At 60.1% G+C, this 20,911-nt stretch carries 19 protein-coding genes and 2 pseudogenes; 11 read left to right on the top strand and 10 right to left on the bottom strand.

The window, feature by feature from the left end:
• Positions 1 to 96: 96 nt before the first annotated feature.
• On the top strand, positions 97 to 726 hold the full coding sequence (locus L9B60_RS29115) for a TetR/AcrR family transcriptional regulator (RefSeq protein WP_249674598.1): 630 nt from the start codon (positions 97 to 99) through the stop codon (positions 724 to 726).
• A 36-nt stretch (positions 727 to 762) separates the two neighbouring features.
• On the opposite strand, the gene L9B60_RS29110 is transcribed toward L9B60_RS29115, so the two are convergent.
• Positions 763 to 2,253 carry a cytosine permease gene (locus L9B60_RS29110; protein ID WP_249674596.1) on the bottom strand — a complete coding sequence of 497 codons (1,491 nt, stop codon included), beginning with the start codon at positions 2,251 to 2,253 and terminating at the stop codon, positions 763 to 765.
• Complete coding sequence (locus L9B60_RS29105; protein WP_249674594.1) at positions 2,250 to 2,417, bottom strand: hypothetical protein; 168 nt, start codon at positions 2,415 to 2,417, stop codon at positions 2,250 to 2,252. The genes L9B60_RS29110 and L9B60_RS29105 overlap by 4 nt, the downstream gene beginning before the upstream one ends.
• A 483-nt stretch (positions 2,418 to 2,900) precedes the next feature.
• Here L9B60_RS29105 and L9B60_RS29100 point away from each other — a divergent pair, with 483 nt between their 5' ends.
• Positions 2,901 to 3,881, top strand: coding sequence for a helix-turn-helix domain-containing protein (locus tag L9B60_RS29100; protein ID WP_249674591.1), 981 nt, complete (start codon positions 2,901 to 2,903; stop codon positions 3,879 to 3,881).
• A 23-nt stretch (positions 3,882 to 3,904) separates the two neighbouring features.
• Here the strand turns inward: L9B60_RS29100 and L9B60_RS29095 are convergent, their stop codons facing one another.
• Positions 3,905 to 4,780: an NAD(P)-binding domain-containing protein gene (locus tag L9B60_RS29095; RefSeq protein ID WP_249674589.1), complete on the bottom strand. Its 876-nt coding sequence runs from the start codon at positions 4,778 to 4,780 to the stop codon at positions 3,905 to 3,907.
• A gap of 206 nt (positions 4,781 to 4,986) precedes the next feature.
• On the opposite strand from L9B60_RS29095, the gene L9B60_RS29090 reads away from it, so the two are divergent.
• From L9B60_RS29090 to L9B60_RS29080, 3 genes are read left to right on the top strand one after another with little or no spacing between them, the layout of a single operon-like run.
• Positions 4,987 to 5,433, top strand: a complete 447-nt coding sequence (locus L9B60_RS29090; protein ID WP_249674588.1) for a cupin domain-containing protein — start codon at positions 4,987 to 4,989, stop codon at positions 5,431 to 5,433.
• Positions 5,434 to 5,472: 39 nt separating this feature from the next.
• Complete coding sequence (locus tag L9B60_RS29085; protein WP_249674586.1) at positions 5,473 to 6,153, top strand: type 1 glutamine amidotransferase domain-containing protein; 681 nt, start codon at positions 5,473 to 5,475, stop codon at positions 6,151 to 6,153.
• 32 nt (positions 6,154 to 6,185) lie between these two features.
• A complete protein-coding gene (locus L9B60_RS29080; RefSeq protein WP_249674584.1) occupies positions 6,186 to 6,980 on the top strand; it encodes an acetoacetate decarboxylase family protein in 795 nt (264 codons plus the stop codon).
• Between the two features lie 224 nt (positions 6,981 to 7,204).
• Here L9B60_RS29080 and L9B60_RS29075 read toward each other — a convergent pair whose 3' ends face one another.
• A complete protein-coding gene (locus tag L9B60_RS29075; RefSeq protein ID WP_249674583.1) occupies positions 7,205 to 7,384 on the bottom strand; it encodes a CsbD family protein in 180 nt (59 codons plus the stop codon).
• Positions 7,385 to 7,590: 206 nt separating this feature from the next.
• Between L9B60_RS29075 and L9B60_RS29070 the strand changes: the two genes are divergently transcribed.
• From L9B60_RS29070 to L9B60_RS29060, 3 genes are read left to right on the top strand one after another with little or no spacing between them, the layout of a single operon-like run.
• Positions 7,591 to 9,321 carry a PAS domain-containing sensor histidine kinase gene (locus L9B60_RS29070; protein ID WP_249674581.1) on the top strand — a complete coding sequence of 577 codons (1,731 nt, stop codon included), beginning with the start codon at positions 7,591 to 7,593 and terminating at the stop codon, positions 9,319 to 9,321.
• Positions 9,306 to 9,695 carry a response regulator gene (locus L9B60_RS29065; RefSeq protein ID WP_249674579.1) on the top strand — a complete coding sequence of 130 codons (390 nt, stop codon included), beginning with the start codon at positions 9,306 to 9,308 and terminating at the stop codon, positions 9,693 to 9,695. The genes L9B60_RS29070 and L9B60_RS29065 overlap by 16 nt, the downstream gene beginning before the upstream one ends.
• A gap of 9 nt (positions 9,696 to 9,704) precedes the next feature.
• Complete coding sequence (locus tag L9B60_RS29060) at positions 9,705 to 11,819, top strand: putative bifunctional diguanylate cyclase/phosphodiesterase (RefSeq protein WP_249674578.1); 2,115 nt, start codon at positions 9,705 to 9,707, stop codon at positions 11,817 to 11,819.
• Between the two features lie 71 nt (positions 11,820 to 11,890).
• Here the strand turns inward: L9B60_RS29060 and L9B60_RS29055 are convergent.
• The 3 genes and pseudogenes from L9B60_RS29055 to L9B60_RS29045 form a co-directional block, all read right to left on the bottom strand.
• Positions 11,891 to 12,576 (bottom strand): annotated as a pseudogene (locus L9B60_RS29055) (TonB-dependent receptor domain-containing protein); the annotation flags it as partial.
• Between the two features lie 11 nt (positions 12,577 to 12,587).
• On the bottom strand, positions 12,588 to 14,441 hold the full coding sequence (locus tag L9B60_RS29050; protein ID WP_249680215.1) for a CocE/NonD family hydrolase: 1,854 nt from the start codon (positions 14,439 to 14,441) through the stop codon (positions 12,588 to 12,590).
• 58 nt (positions 14,442 to 14,499) lie between these two features.
• Positions 14,500 to 15,945, bottom strand: a complete 1,446-nt coding sequence (locus L9B60_RS29045; protein WP_249674576.1) for a YfcC family protein — start codon at positions 15,943 to 15,945, stop codon at positions 14,500 to 14,502.
• 466 nt (positions 15,946 to 16,411) lie between these two features.
• Here L9B60_RS29045 and L9B60_RS29040 point away from each other — a divergent pair, with 466 nt between their 5' ends.
• The 3 genes from L9B60_RS29040 (at position 16,412) to L9B60_RS29030 (ending at position 19,305) form a co-directional block, all read left to right on the top strand.
• Positions 16,412 to 17,638, top strand: coding sequence for an OprD family outer membrane porin (locus tag L9B60_RS29040; protein WP_249674574.1), 1,227 nt, complete (start codon positions 16,412 to 16,414; stop codon positions 17,636 to 17,638).
• A 141-nt stretch (positions 17,639 to 17,779) separates the two neighbouring features.
• On the top strand, positions 17,780 to 18,688 hold the full coding sequence (locus L9B60_RS29035) for a LysR family transcriptional regulator (protein ID WP_249674573.1): 909 nt from the start codon (positions 17,780 to 17,782) through the stop codon (positions 18,686 to 18,688).
• Entirely contained in the window at positions 18,685 to 19,305 is a 621-nt protein-coding gene (locus L9B60_RS29030) for a LysE family translocator (protein WP_249674571.1), read from the top strand. The genes L9B60_RS29035 and L9B60_RS29030 overlap by 4 nt, the downstream gene beginning before the upstream one ends.
• A gap of 51 nt (positions 19,306 to 19,356) precedes the next feature.
• On the opposite strand, the pseudogene L9B60_RS29025 reads toward L9B60_RS29030, so the two are convergent.
• The 3 genes and pseudogenes from L9B60_RS29025 to L9B60_RS29015 all read right to left on the bottom strand — a co-directional run.
• Positions 19,357 to 19,860: pseudogene (locus tag L9B60_RS29025) on the bottom strand (integrase arm-type DNA-binding domain-containing protein); the annotation flags it as partial.
• A 104-nt stretch (positions 19,861 to 19,964) separates the two neighbouring features.
• Positions 19,965 to 20,426 (bottom strand): type II toxin-antitoxin system YhaV family toxin, encoded by a 462-nt coding sequence (locus L9B60_RS29020; RefSeq protein ID WP_249674570.1) that lies wholly within the window; start codon positions 20,424 to 20,426, stop codon positions 19,965 to 19,967.
• Positions 20,426 to 20,743, bottom strand: coding sequence for a type II toxin-antitoxin system PrlF family antitoxin (locus L9B60_RS29015; protein ID WP_249674568.1), 318 nt, complete (start codon positions 20,741 to 20,743; stop codon positions 20,426 to 20,428). The genes L9B60_RS29020 and L9B60_RS29015 overlap by 1 nt, the downstream gene beginning before the upstream one ends.
• Between the last annotated feature and the right edge of the window lie 168 nt (positions 20,744 to 20,911).

The raw sequence follows: 20,911 nt of genomic DNA, 5'->3' as shown, positions 1-20,911 counted from the left end.
CTTTTGCCGTTTGCACCGGGTCGTGGCGGTCGGCAGCCACGCTGCGGTTTGCTACCATCGGGCCATTGAGCAACCAACCTGAGGAAGGCAACCCACGTGTGCGACGTCACTAGTGCCCCGGGCCCCTTCAGCCGCGCAGGCAAGCGGGCCAAGCGTGTCGAGCAAATCAATGAAGCCGCCGCACGGGTGTTCATTCGTGACGGCCATGGGCAGTTCTCCGCCAGGAAAGTGGCCAAGGAGTTGGGCATCAGCCTGAACAACCTGCAGCACTACTGTGGCAATACGCAAAACCTGTGCCTGCAAATGATCACGGCCAGGCTGGCGTATTTTGTCCAGGGCGTGGACCGGCTGGTGGCGGATGCCTCGCCCGCCACGCCGCTGGAGCGCTTGGCGGTGGCCATTCGGGAAAACTCCGCCGCCACCCTGGATGCCGACACGGCCAGGTTCTTTTTCCAGGTGGGGGCGCTGGCCAGCTACGATCCTGCCATCAAGGCGCAGATGGCGCGCCAGTACGACAGTTTTCTGGAAGGGATCTGCCAGTTGGTGGCGGACATCGACCCACAACTGCCAGCCGAGACCGTGCGTACGTACGCCGCGCTGATTGCCACGCAGATCGACGGCAATTTCTTCTATCAGGACCAGCTCCAAGCCGGTACCGGGCAGCGGGAGCGACTGGTGGAGGCGGCCATCAACCTGTGGGCGAATGTCCTGGCACCTCGCGTGTAGCCGCAGCCTGGCGGCAGCGGCCACACGGCATTCAGGTTATAGGCCGACCTTCATGCAGCCAGGCTGGGGTTGTAGGTCCAGGGTAGGGCGGCTGGAAAGGGCAGTGCCGCGGGTGTAGCTGCCTTTGCCCAGCGGGACGATCACCAGGCGTACGCCCAGGTAGTACGCAAGCCCGGACAGTGCGATCACCGGGATGGACGCGCCCAGGTAGCGGAACCAGCCGCTCATGGCCACCGTCACCGGGTCGTACATCATCAGGTAACCCCCCACGGCCACGATGCTGATGGCCACCGCCAGCCAGTTCACCCCGCCCCAGTAGGCGTAATGGCTGTTGCGCGTGGCGAACAGGCTGGGCGCATCCAGTTGCTCGCGGCGCAGGATGAAGTAGTCCACCAGGGTGATCCCCGAAATGCCCACGAACATCACGCCGTTGTAACTCAACCAGCTCATCACCTTGGACAGCAGCCACTCGGTTTCGAAGGCGAAATACACCCCGGGCAGCAGCAACAGCGCCAGCAACAGCTCCCAGCGCAGCCTGGCGAAGAACTTGACCTGCTGAATCGAGACCCCCGCCAGGTACATCATCACCACCATGGTGGCGATGTTGGCCGTGAGCACGATACTCATCACGATGGAGCCGAAGACCGGGCCGCCCACGGCAATCATCCACACGGTGGGGTCATAGGTACCGGCGCTGATCGCCGCCAGCGCCGCTACGGTGGACACCACTGCCGCGCCGAGGATGCCGACCCCAATGATCGACGGGCCCATGACGTGGTGCTTGTGCTTGACCAGGCGCGTCAGGCCGCCCATCACCGGCCACCAGGTCATGGCGTTGGACACCCCGAATTCCACGGCCAGGGCCAGCCCTTGCACGGGGTCGTGGGACAGCATCTGGTCGGGCGGCAACTGGTTCTGCCACAGGTTCTGCAGGCCGAACTTGTGCACCAGAATGCCCAGCATCACCACGGTGATCAACATGTGCAACGGGCCGATGTAGCCGTTCAGGCGCTCGAAGAACTGGGGGCCCTTACAGGTAATCAGCCAGACGATGAACAACGCCAGCAGCGCCACGCCAATGACCAAGTGCTCGTGGGAGTCGCCCGTGACCTGGGTGCCCGTGACCGTCGCGGCTACGTTGGCCGCGCCGCGCGCCGTCAGCGCTTCCACTACATAAGACCAGCCGATCAACGTGGCCAGCAGGCCGAACAACGGGATGACGATGCCGCGATAACCAAACGACGCCTTGGCCGTGTCGATTGGGTCGGTGCCGTATTTGAAGCTGGGTACCCCGGAGGCCAGCGATACCAGCGCCATGCCGATGATCAGGCCGATCACGTAGCCCATCACGCCCAGGCGCCAATCGCCCACGAACGGCAAGTAGCTGCCGATCAGGAACGCCCAGGTGGCGGCGCTGAAGGCGCAGCAGGTCCAGAGGAATGAGCCATAGGTCTTGTAGACGCGATTGCCGCTAAGCACGGGCAAGCGCCCGGCCAGGGCTTGCTGTTCGACGTTGTGCGTGCTCATGACGAGGCTCCTATCGCCAGCAGCGTGCCAATCCACAGTGCGGCACCCAGGATGATCCACAAAGAAGCCTCGCGGATCAGCGGCGTGGCGCTGCCCCAGCAGTCGGAGCCGGTGTGTTCGGGCCCCTGCATGGCTTCCAGTTGTTTCAACAGATCCGTGTTCAAGCTTGCGCTTGTGCTAATCATTCCCGTGCTGTGTTCAGTATCGGCTCTACTCATGTCGGTACTCTCGGGACGAGGTCTTGCGATGACGTCCGCTTTGGCTGTTAGGAAATTATTATGGCAGCGGGTACAGGTCTTGCCGGGCGCGTTGTTGTGGTGCTGCATGCGGTCAGCCCGCTGTGCGCCCTGTGTTGAGCCTACGCCTGCACCTCAATTGGCTCGTATCCGTTTTCGGCAAATTGGCGGGCAGCAGGGTGTGTCGTTTGTTCCCGCGCGGTCGGGCACATATGGGTATAAAAGCACCAAGTTGGGTCTAGTGACCCATAGTGGCGTCAGTGCTAGGCAGCTATACCCGGAAACTGCAGGGCGCGGGCTGCCGTGCGGCCCCTCTAACCCGGGCCTTGGCCAGGGCAAGGCAGCTGCCGGCGGCATTCCGGCATGGAGGTTGCTCATTCCCAGGGTTACCCGTGAATCCGAGACGCCACCATGCCCCTGCAGCCCGCCCTGCCCGACACCCAGTTTCACTTCCTGGAATCCCACGATGCGTTCGAACACGCTGGCGGCCTGGACGAGTGGGACGACAACCGCTACCACCAGTTGGAAAAACGTGCGCGGTTTCACGGGGCCATCGCCAGCCATTCCATTGCCGGGAAGTTGAAAGTGACCCGCGAGACCATGGACAGCCCCTGCGTGGAGCAGATCTGCCATGTGCCCCTGGACTCTATCGTTATCGTCAATGTGCGGTCCGCGGCGGACGTGCTGCTCAATGGCCGCTACGTCAATGGCAATACGTTCCATATCTCCTGCGGGCGGGCCTTTCATGCCCTGGCAAAGGCGCCCATCGAGGCGCTGATGCTGACGGTCAGCAAGGCCGACTTCCTGGAACGTTTCGCCATCGACAACCTGAAGGCCATCGAGTCAAAACCGTTCGAACGCTTTATCCAGCCCGGGCGGGAAACCCGGATTGATTTCGAGCGCAACCTCAAGTCCCATCTGGGCGATGTGCAGGCGGGCCTGGGGCAGGGTGGGCTGAGCCCCAGCCTTGATCGGGTGATGGGGTGTGTGCAAGAGATCCTTGATGGGGAGGCCGATTCGTCCCGCCTGGTCGTGCCGCCGTCCACCCGTACCTACATTGTGGAGAAAAGCTGCGAGTTTTTTGCCCAGCATGTGCAGGATGAGCAGTTCGGTGTGCTGGACCTGTGCAACCACTTGCGCATCAGCCGCCGCACGCTGCAATACAGTTTTGAAAGCGTGTTGGGGATGTCCCCGCTCAATTACCTGCGCTCAGTGCGCCTGAACACGGCGCGCAAGTTGTTGGTGCGCTCGCCGTCCGAAACCATCCAGGGCGCGGCCCTGGACGCAGGCTTCAGCCACCTGGGGCGTTTCTCCCGGTATTACCAGGACTTCTTCGGCGAGCTTCCGTCCCAGACGGTCAGCCGACTGGGCGGGCAGCGCCGGCATCATTGAGGTGATGCCGGCGCCTTGAGCGTTCAGGCCTTGGCCACCAGGTACTGGGCATTGAAGCCCAAGCTACCGTGGCCCGCGTCTTGGGCGATCTTCAGGTCGTCGGCCAGCGCCGCGATGTGGCTGGCCCTCAGCCCGCTGGCCTGCAGGGCGTCACGCCATTGCACCACCGCATCCAGGTACACGTCTACCGTGGCCTGGATGGTGCTGAAGTCGTTGGCTTGGATTTCCTTGATGCTTTTTTGCACCTTGTAGCGCAACAGGTCGAGCATCTTGTCGGCGAATTCGGACAACTGGCCGGCGCTGACCCCTTGGGTTCTGGCGTACGCAGCCGCTTCCAGGAACCCCGCCAATCCCACAGCATAAAAACTGCCCGTCATGGCCGCATCGACTATCGGCGGCACGCTGAGGTTCTCACCTGTGTACAGGGTCCCCTCAGGCGCCATGGGTTTTACGGTGTCGGCGATGGCGTCCCACACCGCCGGGGCGCAAGCGTACTGGATGGCGGTATAGGGGCCGCCGATAAGGTCGGGGTAGGAGGAAATCGCGGCATTGATAAAGCACCCGCCATTGCCTTCCACCAGGCGCCGAAAACGCTCGCCGTCCTCGGGCATGGAGGTGCTCAGGTTGGCCAGGAAGCGACCGTGCAGATTCAAGTCTTGCAGATGGCGTTCAAGCAGCGAGGCGCCGCCAGCGGCGCTGCTGATGATCATGATGGTCAATTCGCTGGCCTGTACGGCGTCCACGAAAGAGTGGGCCAGGCGCGCGCCTTTTTCCACCAGGGGCCGCGCGGCCTCGGGTCGACCATCCCATACCGTGACCTGGCGACCCGCGGCCAGCAGCGTGCGTGCCAATCCGGAACCCATCAGGCCTGTGCCGATGATTGTGATTGTCTTGACCATGTTCTACGTCCTCGAAATAGGCGAGGCAGGCTCGCCGGGTTGGATACCGACATGAAGCTATGCGTGGCCAGGGTTTTGAACTAGCCAATATCGGCAATCACGACTCAAGCCCTCGCAGTGCGCAGGCATTGCCGAATCTGGCTAGGGGCACGTGGGCTGCAGCGCTACCTTCAGGTCGTCGAAACCCAGCCACCGTGAGGCCTGAAATGACCCTGATCAAAAAACCACAAGACGCTTATGTGCAGGTTGACCAAGTCGCCTGGCAGGCCTTTCCTGCCGAGTTCCATACCGGTGGGGTGAAGTGGAAGCTGCTCCACGTTTCCCCGGAAATGGGCATTTGGACCGTGCTGTTTTATTGCCCGAACGGGTCGATCCTGCTGCCGCACATTCATCACGGCCCGGCCGAGGGGTATGTATTCGACGGGATCCTGGAGCTGCGCGGCGGTCCGGAAAACGGCGGTGCCTTGTGTATCCAGCACGGCTTCCTTTACGAGGCCACGGGCGCCGACCACGAACAGACCAAGATGCTCGCCGACACCACCTTCATTTTGCAGATGGTCGGGCCCATTACCTGGCGCACCGAAGACGGGCGTGACATCAACCAAACCTGGGAAACCGCACAAGCCCTGTGGGATCAGCAAACGGCGGCCTGAAGCGCTTGGCCACCCTTGTTCAATTGCGGAGCGCACCTGATGAGTATTTTGTTTGTATTGACTTCCCACTCCCAGTTCGGTGACACGGGCAGGCGCACCGGGCTGTGGCTGGAAGAGTTTCTGGCGCCGTATTACCGCTTCATCGATGAAGGCTTCGCTGTGTGCCTGGCTTCGCCCAAGGGCGGCCCGGTGCCGGTGGACGCTTTGTCGGTCGAGGCGCTGAAAGACAGCCCGCTGTACCAGCGCTACGTGGCCGATGGGGTGCTCAAGGCGCGCCTTGAGGGCACGGCCGTGCTGGCCTCCATCGTCGAATCACAGGTCAGCGCGCTGATCTACCCCGGTGGCCATGGCCCGCTGTGGGATCTGCGTGAAAACGCCCACTCGGTCGCCTTGATCGAGCGCGCCGTGGCCACGGGCAAACCGGTTGCCACGCTCTGCCATGCCGGGTGCGCGCTGCTTGAGGCGCGCAAGGGTAATGGCCAGCCGCTGGTGCAGGGCGTGCAGGTCACCGCGTTCAGCGACAGCGAGGAGGCGGCCGTGGGGCTGGAAAAGGACGTGCCCTATCTGGTTGAGCGTGAACTGAAGGCGCTGGGCGCCCTGTACGCCAAAGCCGGCGATTGGGAACACCACGTGGTGGTGTCCGGGTTGCTGGTAACCGGACAGAACCCGGCCTCTTCGGTTGGGGTCGCTGACGCGGTGATCGAGCTGCTCAAAGGCTGAACACTCCCTTTCTGACTTTAAGGACACCCGCCATGGGCTTTGTTAAAACACCTGAAGAACTGCAGGACATCCAACGCATTCTCGCCGAAGGGCGCTGCACCATCGAGGCTGTTTCCATCGAGTTTGAAACAACCTTCGAATTTTTGCGCGCGGTGTTGCCGCCCTGTTTCGATTTGCCTGAGCAGCCCATCGCCATTGCCAGCGTGTCGCGCTGGCAGAGCGAGCTGTGCGGTGAATTCGACTGCGGGATCATTTCCCTGAAATGCCGCTACCAGGAACTGGAAGGCACCACCATGCTGGTGCTGATCGTTAGCGGCGACATGCCGGTGACTATTGGCCGGGAAATGTGGGGCGAGGCGAAAAAAACCGGTACCGCGCAGGTATACCTGGACGGCCACCAAGCCTATGGATTCTGCGAGCGCAATGGCGCGCGCCTGATCGAGATAGAGGCCGAGTTCGGCGCCGACCTGGGGCCGGCCAGCAATCAAGCCTGGGACTTCGAAATCAAGGCGGTGCCGCATTCCAGCGGTTACGGGTTGCAGCACGATCCGATTCTGAACTGCATGAGAAACCAGGAGAACCTGCGCGTGAGGCGCCTGGGCACGGGCACGCTGAAACTCAACGGCACCGCCCTGGACCCGCTGCACACCATCCCGGTGGTGTCCGTGGGCGCGGCGTACTACAGCGAAGGCGAGTCCAGCTGGACGGTGCCACGCCTGGCGGTATTGCCGGACCGCGACGCGTACCTGCCATTCGTGTACGGGCAAAAGTTCGATGACTTCCGCCTGTTCAGGAAGCCGGCGCGTTTCCAGGAAAACCAGCGTTGAATTAACTGTGTTGAATCACCATTGTGCTCAAGCAGCGTTGAACGCGGCATGAGGTTGAGCACAGTGTTTTAGGCGCCCGCAAGGGCGCTTTTTTTTCGTCTGTCGCCAAACCAGTCTTTTTTGGAGCGCCCGTGAAGGAGCCTTGTACCCCACGTCGCGGGCGCTCGATGATCTTGCGGGCGCGGTTGGCACCCACGTCGAGGTGGGCATCAACCAGCCAATACTCAGTGCTTGTCCACGGCGTCTTTGACCTTGCCCACTACCTGTTGAGCCTCGCCTTTCTTTTCTTGTACAACCCCTTTCACCTGAAGCTCTTCGTTGCCCGTCGCTTTACCGACGGCCTGCTTTACGTTACCGATGGCTTCGTTGGCAAGGCCTTTGATTTTGTCTGATGTGCCGCTCATGGTAGTGCTCCCCGTAGGATAGGTGTCCGGTCTGGACATCCTTGTGACCTGTGCCTCTGAGCCAAGGTTCATTTCTTTGTGGCGGCGAGTGCCGTCACTTTTTTGCGCCGCACTAACGATAGATGTCAGCGTTCAAGGCCCATTCAAGCTACTATCGAAAAAGCTGTACAAAAGCTGTACGAGCGTAGGTCATGGGATTCGAAACGATGGATAAAGAACCGACCGACCGCCCCCCTTCAGAACCTCAGTCCCGAGCCGAAAAGATCGTCGAGTTTCGCCGGCAGAAAACCTTGCTCAAGACCGGCGCACTGCAGGACGCCATTTTCAACAGTGCGTATTTTTCCAGCATCGCCACGGATGAAAAGGGCGTTATCCAGATTTTCAACGTGGGCGCCGAGCGCATGCTCGGTTACCAGGCCGAGGATGTGGTCAACCGGATTACCCCAGCCGATATCTCCGACCCCAAAGAGCTGATCACCCGCGCCGCTGCCTTGAGCCTGGAGCTGGACACACCCATCACGCCGGGCTTCGAGGCGTTGGTGTTCAAGGCGTCGCGGGGCATCGAAGACATTTACGAGCTGACCTACATCCGCAAGGACGGCAGCCGACTGTCGGCCATGGTCTCGGTGACCTCGTTGCGTGACAGCGCCGAAACCATCATCGGCTATTTGTTGATAGGTACCGATAACACCGCGCGCAAACAGGAGGAGGCGACCCAGGCATTGCTTGACCAGCGGTTGCGCGACCAGCAGTTCTATACCCGCTCCTTGATCGAGTCGAACATCGACGCACTGATGATGACCGACCCCCAAGGCATCATCTCTGACGTCAACCAGCAGATGATGGCGTTGACCGGGCGCACGCGCGACGAGTTGATCGGCGCGCCGTGCAAGAACTTCTTCACCGATCCGGCACGCGCTGACGCTGCCATCAAACGGGTGCTCAGTGAACACAAGGTCAGTGATTATGAGCTGACCGTACGGGCCTATAACGGCGCTGAAACCGTTGTGTCGTACAACGCGGCCACCTTCCATGACCGTGATCGCAAGTTACAGGGCGTGTTTGCCGCGGCCAGGGATGTGACGGAGCGCAAGCGCTTCGAGCGCACCCTGGAGGAGAAAAACGTCGAGCTTGAGCATGCCAGCCTGATGAAGTCGGAGTTCCTGGCCACCATGTCACATGAACTGCGAACGCCGCTCAACGCCGTGATCGGTTTTTCCGAGGCGCTCAAGGATGGGATGGTAGGGGACATGACCGATACCCAGCGCGAGTACATCACAGACATCTTCAACAGTGGCCAACACTTGTTGTCGCTGATCAATGACATCCTCGACCTGTCCAAGGTCGAGGCTGGGATGATGGCGCTGGAGTTGGAGCCCGTTGAACTGCAATCGTTGCTCAGCAATAGCCTGCTGATCGTTCGCGAAAAAGCGGCCCTGCAGCGCATCCAGCTCAAGCTGGTGATGGATGCCGACCTGGGGGTACTTGAGCTGGACTTGCGCAAGACCAAGCAGATTGTTTACAACCTGCTCGCCAATGCCGTGAAGTTCAGCGAGCAAGGCGGGTCGGTGACGCTGGCAGTACGTCAGGTCCCGCGTGGGCAGGTTGGCCTGATTGAAGGTGATTGGCCGATCTACGGCTTTGCGCTAACCGACAGTGACTGCCCGCAATTTCTGGAAGTGAGTGTCAGCGATACTGGGATCGGCATTGCGGTGGACAGCATGAAAAAGCTGTTCAAGGCGTTCAGCCAGATCGATAGTAGCCTGGCGCGCAAATTCGAAGGCACGGGCCTGGGCCTGGCCATGGTCAAGCAATTGGCTGAGCTGCAAGGTGGCAGCGTGGCCGTGGCCAGCCGTGAGGGGGCCGGGGCGTGTTTCGTGGCGTGGCTGCCCATTCGTCGTTCAACCGTTGCGGAGGCGCCGTGGCTAATATCCTGATTGTTGAAGATAACGCCGCCAATATGCGCCTGGCGTGTCTGTTACTGACCACTGTCGGCCATAACGTGCTCTGTGCCCGGGATGCCGAAACAGGCTTGACCTTGGCACGTGAGCGCAAGCCTGAATTGATCTTGATGGATATTCAACTGCCCGGCATGGACGGGTTGGCTGCCACCTCTATTTTGAAGCAGGACGCGCAAACGGCCGCCATACCGGTCATTGCACTGACCGCCATGGCCATGAAGGAAGACGAGGAAAAAACTCGCCTCGCCGGGTGTAACGCCTACATCGTCAAACCCCTGCGCTACAAAGAGCTTTACCGGGTGATCGATACCCTGCTGGAAAACCCTCCGCCCCCACAGCCTCTGGTCTGAGCGCCCGCCATGCCTATTACGCCTGCCACGCTATTGATCGTCGACGACGAACCTACGGTTCGCAAATTATTGGAAGTGCTGTTGCAAAACCAAGGCTACCGAACGTTGGTCGCAGGCTCCGGGGAGCAGGCGCTCGCGCTGGTAGAGCAGCAGCCGCCGGACTTGATTCTGCTCGACATCATGATGCCGGGCATGGACGGCTATGAAGTGGCGCGCCAACTGAAGGCCAACGGCGAGACGTCAAATATCCCGATCATCATGCTCTCGGCCCTTGGCGATCACGGCGCACGCCTCTCGGGGTTGGAAGCGGGGGCTGAGGATTTTCTCAGCAAACCGGTCGAGAGTGGCGAGTTGTGGCTCCGGGTGCGAAACCTGTTAAGGCTCAAGGCCTTTGGCGATTACCTCAAAAGCCACAGCCTGATGCTTGAAGAGCAACTGCAACAGCGCACCATCGACCTGGAGCGTTTTCGCTCGGCCATGGATGCCTCAGGCGATGCCATATTCCTGATCAACCGCAGTACGATGCAACTGATCGAGTTCAACCGTCGCGCGTGCCAAGTGCTGGGTTACACCGCCGACGAATTACTGCGTATTACCCCCGCCCAATTAAGTGATGCCTCCAGCGAGCAGCTTGAGCAACTGTATGACCAGATCATCGCGGGCAGTGGCCCAAGCGAGCCCGAGGAAACCAGGTTGCACTGCAAGGGCGGCGCCCATATCCCGGTGGAGATCCACCGCCAGGCGTACAAAAGTGCAGAGGACTGGATCATCGTCGGTATCGCCCACGATATCAGCCAGCGTAAAGAAGCCGACCAGCGCATGCTCAAGATGGCTCACTACGACACCTTGACCGGGCTGCCTAACCGCGATCTTTTTTTCACGACTTTGCACATGGGGCTCACCCAGGCTGCGCTCAGCCATTGGCAATTGGCGGTGGTGACGGTCGATCTGGATAACTTCAAGCACATCAACCAAACCTTGGGGCACCTGCAGGGCGACCAGGTCCTGGCAGAGGTTGCGCGGCGCTTGTCTGACTGCCTGAACGCCAGCGACACGCTTGGGCGCATGGACGGCGACGAGTTTGCAATGATCCTGATCATTCGCCAAGGGCAGGCTGGCCCCCAGCAGATGGTCGAACGCATCCGCGAGGCATTGCGCGCGCCGTTTCCTTTGGCAGGCCAGGCCACGGCCATGACCGCCAGCATCGGTATAGCCCTTTACCCCGAGGATGGGACGCAGGGCACCGAGTTGATCCGACACGCCAACACTGCCATGAACCGAGCCAAGAAGTTGGGCGGCGATGCCTATGGTTTCTATACCGCGCAAATCAACGTCGAAGCGCTGGCGCGGCTGGGCATCGAGACCGCATTGCGCGAAGCCGTCGAACAGCAGGCCTTCGAACTGTTTTACCAACCCAAAGTGTGGGTGGCTGACGGTGCTGTCTGTGGCCTGGAGGCGCTGCTGCGCTGGCGTCGGGCAGGGCAGCCGGACATCTCGCCCGCGGTGTTTGTGCCGATCCTGGAAAGGCTCGGCCTGCTGGCGCAAGTGGGCAAATGGGTGATCTGGCAGGTGTGTCGGCAAATGGCCTTGTGGCGCCAAGCGGGGTTGGCGCCCTTGCAAGTGGCGGTGAACGTTTCCGGCGACCAGATCACCGAAGGCCATTTGATCGCGGGTATCGAGCAGGCGCTGCGCGAGCATCAAATAGAGGCCAAGTGGCTCGAAGTCGAACTCACGGAAAGCTCCCTGATGGAAAATACCGCGCATACGATCGCAAGCTTACAGGCGCTTCAGCAATTGGGGGTCAGGATATCCATTGACGATTTCGGCACCGGCTACTCAAGCCTTGCGTACCTGCGCCGTTTTCCCATCAACAAGCTGAAGATCGACATCGCGTTTATTCGTGAGGTGACCAGTAACCCACAAGACGCTGCCATCGCCCGCACCATTATTGAGTTGGCACATAGCCTTAAGTTGCAGGTGATTGCCGAAGGCGTCGAGACTCAGGCGCAGTGGGAGTTTCTGGCAGCGAACGGCTGCGACCAGGCCCAGGGGTACCTGTTCAGCAAGCCGTTGCCGGTCGATGAAGTGGAGCAGTATCTGTGTGACGGACAGGGGCGGCGCTGAGCCGGCTAGGAGTAGCCAGTGACACCGCATGCCAACCGACTGAGTACGGGCGGGGCGTCAGCGGCTGCGCTTCAGAAGTCCAAGGTTATGCCGGTGTACAACGCGCGGCCGTCGCCAGGTGAGTGCAGCGATGCCAACGCACCGTCAGGGTCTTACCAGACGTATTCGTAGTACCGATTGGCCAGGTTCTTGACTTGCACGTCCAGGCTTAGGTGCTCGCTGAGAGCGTAGGTAGCGCCAAGATTCATTAGCACATAACCGCCATAGGTGCCCTCGGTATTGTTTTTCTCAAGGTAGTAATCGGATTGGCCATTCATCCAGGCGGTGAGTTGCAGCTTGGGTGTCAGCTGGTAGGTGGTGCCAGCGCTGTAGACATGGTTGGGCACGTGATCGATTTCATTGCCCTGGCTGTCGGGGTAGGTGGCGCCGGCCTTGAGGATTTTCAAGTACTGCCAGGAGTAGGCCAGCCACGCTTCGCTCAACTCGCTTGGGTGCAGATTGACTTGCAGGTCGTAACCCCACGCCGCGTTTGGCCGACGTTGTCTGAGGCACCACTGGGGTCGTTCAGCCGGCGGCTGACCTCGCCAGAGGCCTCTTGTTGGTAGGCCAAGCGCCCATCGACCCAGTCGGTCGGGGTGAATTTCACCCCGGTTTCCCAGCCTTGGTTGATGGACGGTTCCAGGTCATTGGTTTGTGGCGGGACTTTGTAGCTGGACGAGCCGGTGCCCACTTGGAAGGTCCGCCCCCAGTTGGCGTACCCGCACCTGATCAACCCGCTGGTGTGGGAGCATTTTCTTGAGAGGCTGCAGGCAGTACGGTCAGGATCAATCTTGAGGGGTGTTTTGCATTGAGGTGCAGGATGTTCAGGGCGATGCGCGGCCGTTCGCCCTTGCCTTCGGGTTCACCACTGTTGGGGTTCACGTCAAAGCGTGGGAAGTTGCTGCTGGCGATGTCCAGGCGGATGCGGTGGCCGCGTTTGAAGCGATTGCAGGTGGCGAACGGTTCGATCACAACCTTGAACGGCTCGCCCACGGCGATGAGCTGGGGGTGCTCCCAAGAGTGGCGATAGCGGCAACGCAGGATGCCGTCGGTGATGTTCATCGCGTACCCCTTGGGGTAGTCGCGGCTGGGCGGGTACACATCCACCAGTTTGGCCGTGAAGTCGGTGTCGGGTGCGCTGCTTTGCACCCACAGCTCGATGCGTAGGGGCCCGGCGACGATCAGGTCCTGCTCCAGGGGCGGGGTTTCGAAGCTCAGCACGTCGCTGCGTTGGCACAGGGGCGTGTTGTCGCCGCGCGTGCCGAAAAAATCGGGGCTTTCGACCTGGTCAAAAGCCCCGCCCACAAACACCGGGGCCCCTGACGTCAAGGCGCCACCTACCGTGGGTACGGGGTTGGCCGGGTCGCTGTAGTAACTCAAGGTGGGCTCGGGTGCCGCCGCCGCATGGCTTGCCAGGCCGCCTTGCGCCGTGAGGTACAAGGGGTGTTCGTGGCTGCCCGGCAGCGGCCAATGCTGGGCGTTCAGCCATTGGCCCCCGTGCTCCAGCCGGCCGGCTGGGTTCTTTTGGCCGATGCCTCCGCCCATCAGAAATACGTCGACCTGATGGGGCGCGCCTGCGATGTCGTCACCAGGTTGTAGCCAGCGTTGCAGCCAGTCCAGGCGGCAGCTCAGCCAGTCTTTATCGAGGTTGCCGTCAAAGTTGGCCGCCTGGCCGAATTCGGCATTGCCGCTGTGGCTGATATTACGGTCACCGTGCAGCCAGGGGCCCATGATCAACCGCTGGGGCGATTGCTTGGTACGGGTGAAGGCGTTGAAGTTGTCCAGCGTGCTGCTGACATAGGCGTCATACCAACTGGACATGAACAGCACCGGTATGTCGGGGATCTGGTCGTAATAGCCCTCTGCATAGATGCCCAGCTGCTTCCAGTAGTCGTCAAACTGGCCGTGTGACCATTGTTCGAACAGATAGTCCTCGTACTCAGGTACGTGGCGCAGCGGCGAGTAACCCGGGCGCCATGGCATGCGGGCAAACCAGGAGCGTATGTCTTCGCGGTCTAGCGCCTCGCGCAGCAAAGGGTCGGCTTGTACGGCGGCGCTTTCACGCGCTTGCTTGTAGGCCCAGGTGGCTTGTTTGAGCTCGAAGGCGCCGCCTTGGCGAATGCCGCACTGGAAGGCGTTGGCGAAGCCGCCGGAGTCCAGCACCATGGTCGCCAGGCCCGGCGGGTTCAGGCAGGCCATGGCCAGTTGGGTATGGGCGGCGTAAGACAGCCCCATGCTGCCAATGCGGCCGTTGCACCAGGGTTGTTCGACGATCCAGGCCAGGGTGTCATAGCCATCCTGGCCTTCGTTGACGTATTTGGTGAATACCCCTTGGGAGGCATAGCGGCCGCGACAGTCCTGAAAGATCGCGACGAAACCGCGCTGGGTCAACGCCGCCGCCATTTGCTCGCGCGTGAGGTGCTGGCCGTCCAGGCGCTTTTCCGAACGCGAGGGTTTGGCCTTGTCATACGGCGTGCGCTCTATCACCACAGGCCAGGGGCCCGTCCCTTGGGGCAGGTAGATGTCCGTGGCCAGGTGCACGCCGTCGCGCAGGCCAATCATTTTGTTGCGCAAAACGGTCATGTGTTCAAATTCGGGGGTGAAGGGCATCGTCATGTCTGTGCCTTGGCAAAAATAGGGATCAGTAACCGCTGAGCACGGCGAAGGCGAGCAAGGCCAGCGCCACGGCCATGCAGGTCAGAAACAGCGGCAGCACGAATTTCGCCCACTGCCCCCACCCAACGTTTGCGGCGGCCAACAGCACCAGTAAGCCGCTGGAGGTGGGGGTGATCATGTTGGTCAGGCCATTGCCCAGCAAAAAGGCATACACCGTGCTTTGTGGGCTGACCCCGGCCAGTTGGCCCAGCGGCCCGAAGATCGGCATGGTCACGGCGGCCTGGCCGCTGGTGGAGGGGATCACCAAGTCCAGGCTCATTTGGGCGAAGAACATGCCGAAGGCGGCGGGCAACTGGCCGTGCTGGCCAATGGCGTGGGAAAGGCCGTTGACCAGGGTGTCCAGCACCTGGCCTGTGGCGAGGATCGATTCCACAGCCGTGGCCAGCGCAATCAACACACCGGCCATCAGCATCTTGTTCATGCCCTCCACGAACGTGCTGGCGGTGGTGCTTGGGCGCATGCCGGCGATGGCGGCGAACACCATGGTGAGCGCGAGGTAGTAGGCCGACAATTCCGGGTATTTCCAGTGCCATTGGTTGGAGGCATAGACCAGAAAACCGATTCCCAGGCCCAAGGCAACCAGGCTCAGCGTGTGCCGTATCGATAGCTTGGCGCCGGCATGGGAGAAGGTGGCGCTGGTGTCGAAGCCGCTGCGGCGGATGTAGTAAAGGATGTAAGCCGCGGCCAGGGGGACGAACGTGAAGTAGGCAACCACGCGCATGCTCAGGCCACTGAACACCGGCAGGCCCACCAACGGCTGCGCCACCGACAAGGCAATGGGGTTGGAAATCGAGCCCATGTAGCCAGTTTTGACCGACAGCGCGACGATGGCCAGGCCTACGATGCTGGGCAGGCCCAGGCGGTTGGCCATGGCCACCATCACCGGTACGAACATGATGTATTCCTTGGCTAGCCCCATGAACGTGCTGCCTGCCGAGAGCACCAGCATTAAGGTGGGCACCAGGATGTAGACATTGCCACGGGTGGCGCCCAGCAAGCGGTCGAGCCCGGCGTCTACAGTGCCGGCCTTGTTCAGTACCGCGAACATGCCGCCAATGAACAGCACCATGAAAATCAGCCCCGAGCGCTTTTCAATAGCCAGGGGGATGGCCATGAAAGTTTCGGCCAGCGACACCGGTTGGGCGATGGCACTGTTGGCAGGGCGGGGCGCCAAGGTAAACAACTGGCTCAGGGAGCTGTTTTTTTCCAGTACCTGGTAGGTGCCTGGGATTACCCGGATATCTTCGCGTTGGAACTGGCCGGAGCGCACTCCGTAAGTCAGTGCCATTGCCAGGAATATAATACTCAACAGGATGATCGCCGGGTTGAGCTGGGCGTTCTTGCGGGGCGGTTGGGTCGTTGTCTCGCTTGGCGCGCAGGCGAGGGGGGTGGGCTTGGGGCAATGGTTCATGAGGGTCACCGTGCGCAAACTCGAGGCATGCAACGTTGCATAGGAATCAGGGCAGCGGCGCCCTGGGTAACGGCAGAATGCTCAAGGGGTAAACGGGTGCATCGCAGGGTGTCGCTGCCTAAGTGAGAAACGCTGGACATCGTGCGCTGTTGGAAAGGTGACATAGCGGTGTGCTCATATTGTTTTTTTACGTAGCCGAACGCTACAAATTCACAGTAGGGCAAATATTTAAACCTTACAACGATATGACAAACACGGATAAAGCTATGCGCTTTAGGGGGGTTAAAGGTTGTTTTTTGCATAGGTCAATGTGTGTTCATCATAACGTTGATGATATGAAATCAATTCGATAGGGTCTGCGCCAAGCGGCCTTGCACCTTGATTCGACAGGCGCCGCACAATAAAAAATATTGCCGCATTGCAAACGCTGCCAGCCAAAAAATATAACATTGCCGAGGGTTTCTAGATGCGTGCGTTCATGACGACAGGTGGGCTGTTGTGTGCAGGATTGTTGGCGCCTTGCGCCACCGAGGTGCGAGCCGATGGGTTTCTGGAATCTTCCACGGGCACCTTGGCCTTGCGCAATTATTATTTCAACCACGATAACCGCAGTGCCGGCAATGATCGGGTGGAATGGGCCCAAGGCATGCTTCTGGACCTGCGCTCGGGCTATACCCAAGGCAGTGTCGGCTTTGGCCTGGACGCGCTGGGCCTGCTGGGCCTCAAGCTTGACTCAACCCCGGCAAAAGCGGGCACGGGCCTGTTGCCAGTGCACGACGATGGCCATGCGGCCAATGACTTCTCAAGCCTGGGCCTGACCGCCAAGGTACGCTTTGCTGGCGTGGTGTTGAAAACCGGGACCCTGTTGCCCAAAATACCGGTGGTCAGTTACAACGATGGCCGTTTGTTGCCGCAGACTTACCAGGGCACGCAGTTCGAGTACACCGGTGTTTCCAATCTGTACCTGCTGGGCGGGCGATTGGACCAATCGAAACTGCGAAACTCCAGTGATAATGTCGATTTGATTCCCACCGGCTATAAAGGGGCGGAACATGGCGACTTTTATTTTGCCGGCGGCACCTACACGCTGAACAAGCAACTGGCCTTCACGTATTACTACGGCGAATTGGAAAACTTCTACCGGCAGCATTTTGCAGGGGCCGTTCATAAAACGGCCGTCGGCCCCGGGCAACTGACTACCGACCTGCGTTATTTCAACAGCGCGGGCGCCGGGGCCGCTTACAATGGTGCCGCCGATGCCGATATGTTCAGCGGCTTGCTGAGTTATCGCCTGGGAGGCAATACGTTTGCAGGCGGTTATCAGCAAGTGTCCGGTGATTCGGCATTGCCGTATTTAAATGGCGGCGCCACGTCTTCGTTCACAAGCCCTGGGGTCAGCAAGTTTATCCTGCAAGACGAAAAGACCTGGATGCTGCGCTACGACTATGACTTCGCCGCCTTGGCGGTGCCGGGCCTGGCGTTCATGGTGCGCTATTACAAAGGCTTTGATGCCCACTATCGCGGCTTGCCGGCCGATGAGCATGAACTGGACACCAGCCTCAAATACGTTATCCAAGGCGGAACGTTCAAAGGCCTGGGCGCCGAGTTTCGCAACACCGCCTACCGGTCCAACGTGTTGACCAGTTGGGACTATAACCGCCTGTACCTGACCTATGACATCAAGCTGTGGTGAAGCCTGATGTTGTCGGACGTGCTGGACTCGGCTGCCCCGGTTGGCAGACACTTGCGCCGATCTAGGCATCGGCCTGAACGCGGCAGTTACACTTGCGGCAGGCTGGCTGGGTGCGTGGCAATGTTCGCTTGGAGTCCTATCGTGAATCTCAAACAGCTCGAGGCCTTTAAGGCGATCATGTCCACGGGGTCGACCATTGATGCGGCCACTCGCATGGGGCTTTCCCAACCAGCCATCAGTCGTCTGCTTGGGCAACTGGAAGAGTCACTGGGTTTTGCGTTGTTCTTGCGCCGCAAGGGCCGGTTGGCCGCGACACCGGAAGCCGAGGCGTTTTTACCGGAAGTCTCGGGGCTGGTGGACAACATGCAACGGGTTCAGCGCATGGCCAATGACTTGCGCCTGGGGCATTCGCGTCGGCAGTTGTTGAGGGTGGCGGTGCCTACCAGCATGACGCAGCACTTGTTGCCCCGTGTCGTCTCTGAGTTCATGAGGGGCCGTGAAGACCTGGTCATTGAAGTACTGACCGGGTCTTACGACACGCTTGAGCGCGCCGTGCTGGACCGCAGCGCTGACTTCGCCTTTGTCAGGTTGCCAACGGAAATGCCGGGGTTTGAAGTGCTACCGGTGTTGAAAGCCAAAGGGGTGTGTGTTCTCCCGCAAGGCCATGCACTTGCTGCCAAGCCTGTGATCAACGCCCGTGACCTGCGCGATGTGCCCCTGGTGCTTTTGGGCCGCCAGCGCAATCTGCGTACGGAAATGGACCAGATGTTCAGGGACGCTCACATTATCCCCAACGTGCGCATGGAAGTGCATTCGGTCAGCGCCGCCTGTGCGTTCGTTGCCGAGGGCATGGGCGTGTCCATTATCAACGAGCTTTTGGCCAACGACTTTGCAAGCCTGCCCGTGGTCACGCGACCTTTCCTGCCCGTGCTGTCGTATTCGTTCGGCCTGGTGCTGCGTGATGACATCCCGCGTACGCCAGTGGCCGACGAGTTCATGGCCCTGTTCACCGACAGTCTATTGGCCGCAATGCCCCAGGTGCCTGAATGAATGCCTCGATAATCGTGCTGTACACCTCCAGCTGCGTCATGGGCGCGCTGATTCCTGGGCCGACCTCGCTGTTGGCCATGTCCAATGGGGCGTCGGGCAACGTGCGCAAGGTGGCCATCGGCATGGTCGGTGCCGCGCTGTCCGACATTCTGGTGATCGCGGCCGTTGGCATTGGGCTGGGTGCCATGCTGATGGCCTCGCAGGTGTTGTTCGCGGCCCTGAAATGGCTTGGCGTGTGTTACCTAGCCTGGCTTGGAGTTCAGCTATGGCGCAGCCACCCCCAGGCATTGGCCGAGTCGACCGTGGACACCAGCGCCGGGCACCTCCAAGTGTTTTGGCGCAGTTTTTCCGTGGCCATGACAAACCCGAAGGTGCTGCTGTTTTTCACCGCGTTTTTACCCCAGTTCATCGACCCCACCGAGCCGGCCTTGGCGCAATACGCGGTATTGGCAGTTATCTCGGCGTGCGTGGACTGCGTGGTCATGGCGCTGTATGCCGCCGGGGGCATTCACTTGGCAAAAGTGCTGACGCAGACCGGCATGCGGCGATTGAATCAATGCTGCGGCGTGGTGATGCTTTCGCTGGCCGGATTTTTGGCGTTGCACCGTCGCAGTTGATCGCACACTGGGCGAGGGTCGCGATAGCGGGGGTTACCAAAAATGCTCTCGCCTCATCTCTGTGGTGATGTGTTCCAGCTTAATCTCGCTGACCGGTTTTTTAACATTCACGGGCAAGATGTGGTTGTTCAGCGCTCCGTTAAACCCCGAGATGGATTTGGTCACCAGTTAGGCAGACTTCAATGCCAACCATTGCTCGGCCACGTACGCGAACGTGCGCTCTTCATTGAGCAGCTGTGCCTCGATCTTGGCGGTCTTGGCCTTGAGCGCAGCGGTGTGGTTAGCCACGTCGCGGCGTGCGCCGCGGGCAATGTCGCGAGCCTCCTTGAGGCCAATATCGGGGTAAGCGCCGATGGAGAAGCGATTTTCCTTCCCATGCAGCCGATACTTCAATCGCCAAACCTTGGAAGGGGATTTGCCGACCTTGCTCGACGGCCTTACCTCCAAGTAGAGGCCAGGAACTTCGCCATCGGCGTGTGTACCGGGTTCGGTCAGTGAGCGGTTCATGGTATCGCTGAGTTTTCGTTTGAAAACAACCGCATTATCTGAAGGCATCGGTGGGGGCATCCTTTTGAAGGAACCGAAATTTGCCCCCAATTATGCCCCCGTGAGTCGTGGATTCGGTTTCAAACGTGCAATCCCTCACCCATTTGCGCAACTTACGCTTTGGGCTCGTCCCAGTCGCTACGCGTCGCAGCAGTCAGCGCATCCCAGTCATCAGGAGGGTTGCCGCGGCCCAGTATCTTCTCGAATACGGCGTATGGATCGGATTTGCTGCCTGCGGACCGTAGGGTATTTTCATCGTTGACCCATGCATAAACGATGACCTTGGATCTTGAGTCGTAGCGAAAGAACAGCCGAAAGCGCCTGCCGATTTTTGCGCGGCGCCAATGTCTGTAGGCGGTGCCCAGCGTGTTGCCTTGGCGGAATTCATCACGGCCTGGGTCGGCAGGCACAGCCTCCATGATCAGATGGCTCAACGCCCGAAACAGCTTGACGTTGGCGTTGCTCTCAAAACCTTGCGGATCGTTCTGCTCGGCTCGGGCGGCGGCTTCTTGCAATTTTCGTAGCTGTAAAGTCACACCTTCATGGAACAACAGTGTCCAGCCATGTCGCAGCATCAGATCGCGACCTCACCATCTATATCTTCGTCCAGGTTTACGGAGTGGTTTGCGTTAGCGAGCATGGTTTGCGCCAAGTCCTCCGGCAGGGTGGTGAGGTTGCGTCCGCTTCGGATATCAGCCTCTAGCAAACCTAGGAACGCACCGATGGCAGGGTCTTCGTGAGTGGTTTCTACGCGGCTGACCACGATTTCACCCTCGCGTACGTCGAATGCAATCTTGCCACCTGTGTCAATGCCCAGTAGCTGGCGAACGGATTTGGGCAGTGTGACTTGCCCCTTCGAGGTCAACGTGGCGATTTCGTGGATGGCAGGCATGAGTGTTCTCCCGGGTATGCTGAGTGGATGGTAAGGAATAATCCTTACTCGGTCAATCTCGGTTCTACGCTAATCAAGCATAAGCAGGGGGAAGGCTCAGAAGCTTGCCAGGAAAAGCTACTTCGGGACACGACCCGAAACCACTCATAAACCGTAGACCAAGGGCCG

Origin of the sequence: Pseudomonas abieticivorans, from assembly GCF_023509015.1 — a bacterium.
GTDB classification, from domain to species: Bacteria; Pseudomonadota; Gammaproteobacteria; order Pseudomonadales; family Pseudomonadaceae; genus Aquipseudomonas; species Aquipseudomonas abieticivorans.
Note: the sequence above shows the minus strand (reverse complement) of the source record. Positions and strands in the feature narration are given on the sequence as shown.

Excerpts from the sequence above, each read along its gene's own strand:
- L9B60_RS29060 (WP_249674578.1), top strand. The coding sequence starts at position 9,705 with ATGCCTATTACGCCTGCCACGCTATTGATCGTCGACGACGAACCTACG.
- L9B60_RS29045 (WP_249674576.1), bottom strand. The coding sequence starts at position 15,945 with ATGAACCATTGCCCCAAGCCCACCCCCCTCGCCTGCGCGCCAAGCGAG.
- L9B60_RS29070 (WP_249674581.1), top strand. The coding sequence starts at position 7,591 with ATGGATAAAGAACCGACCGACCGCCCCCCTTCAGAACCTCAGTCCCGA.
- L9B60_RS29085 (WP_249674586.1), top strand. The coding sequence starts at position 5,473 with ATGAGTATTTTGTTTGTATTGACTTCCCACTCCCAGTTCGGTGACACG.
- L9B60_RS29030 (WP_249674571.1), top strand. The coding sequence starts at position 18,685 with ATGAATGCCTCGATAATCGTGCTGTACACCTCCAGCTGCGTCATGGGC.
- L9B60_RS29095 (WP_249674589.1), bottom strand. The coding sequence starts at position 4,780 with ATGGTCAAGACAATCACAATCATCGGCACAGGCCTGATGGGTTCCGGA.
- L9B60_RS29040 (WP_249674574.1), top strand. The coding sequence starts at position 16,412 with ATGCGTGCGTTCATGACGACAGGTGGGCTGTTGTGTGCAGGATTGTTG.
- L9B60_RS29075 (WP_249674583.1), bottom strand. The coding sequence starts at position 7,384 with ATGAGCGGCACATCAGACAAAATCAAAGGCCTTGCCAACGAAGCCATC.
- L9B60_RS29020 (WP_249674570.1), bottom strand. The coding sequence starts at position 20,426 with ATGCTGCGACATGGCTGGACACTGTTGTTCCATGAAGGTGTGACTTTA.
- L9B60_RS29110 (WP_249674596.1), bottom strand. The coding sequence starts at position 2,253 with ATGAGCACGCACAACGTCGAACAGCAAGCCCTGGCCGGGCGCTTGCCC.
- L9B60_RS29015 (WP_249674568.1), bottom strand. The coding sequence starts at position 20,743 with ATGCCTGCCATCCACGAAATCGCCACGTTGACCTCGAAGGGGCAAGTC.
- L9B60_RS29100 (WP_249674591.1), top strand. The coding sequence starts at position 2,901 with ATGCCCCTGCAGCCCGCCCTGCCCGACACCCAGTTTCACTTCCTGGAA.
- L9B60_RS29080 (WP_249674584.1), top strand. The coding sequence starts at position 6,186 with ATGGGCTTTGTTAAAACACCTGAAGAACTGCAGGACATCCAACGCATT.
- L9B60_RS29050 (WP_249680215.1), bottom strand. The coding sequence starts at position 14,441 with ATGACCGTTTTGCGCAACAAAATGATTGGCCTGCGCGACGGCGTGCAC.
- L9B60_RS29090 (WP_249674588.1), top strand. The coding sequence starts at position 4,987 with ATGACCCTGATCAAAAAACCACAAGACGCTTATGTGCAGGTTGACCAA.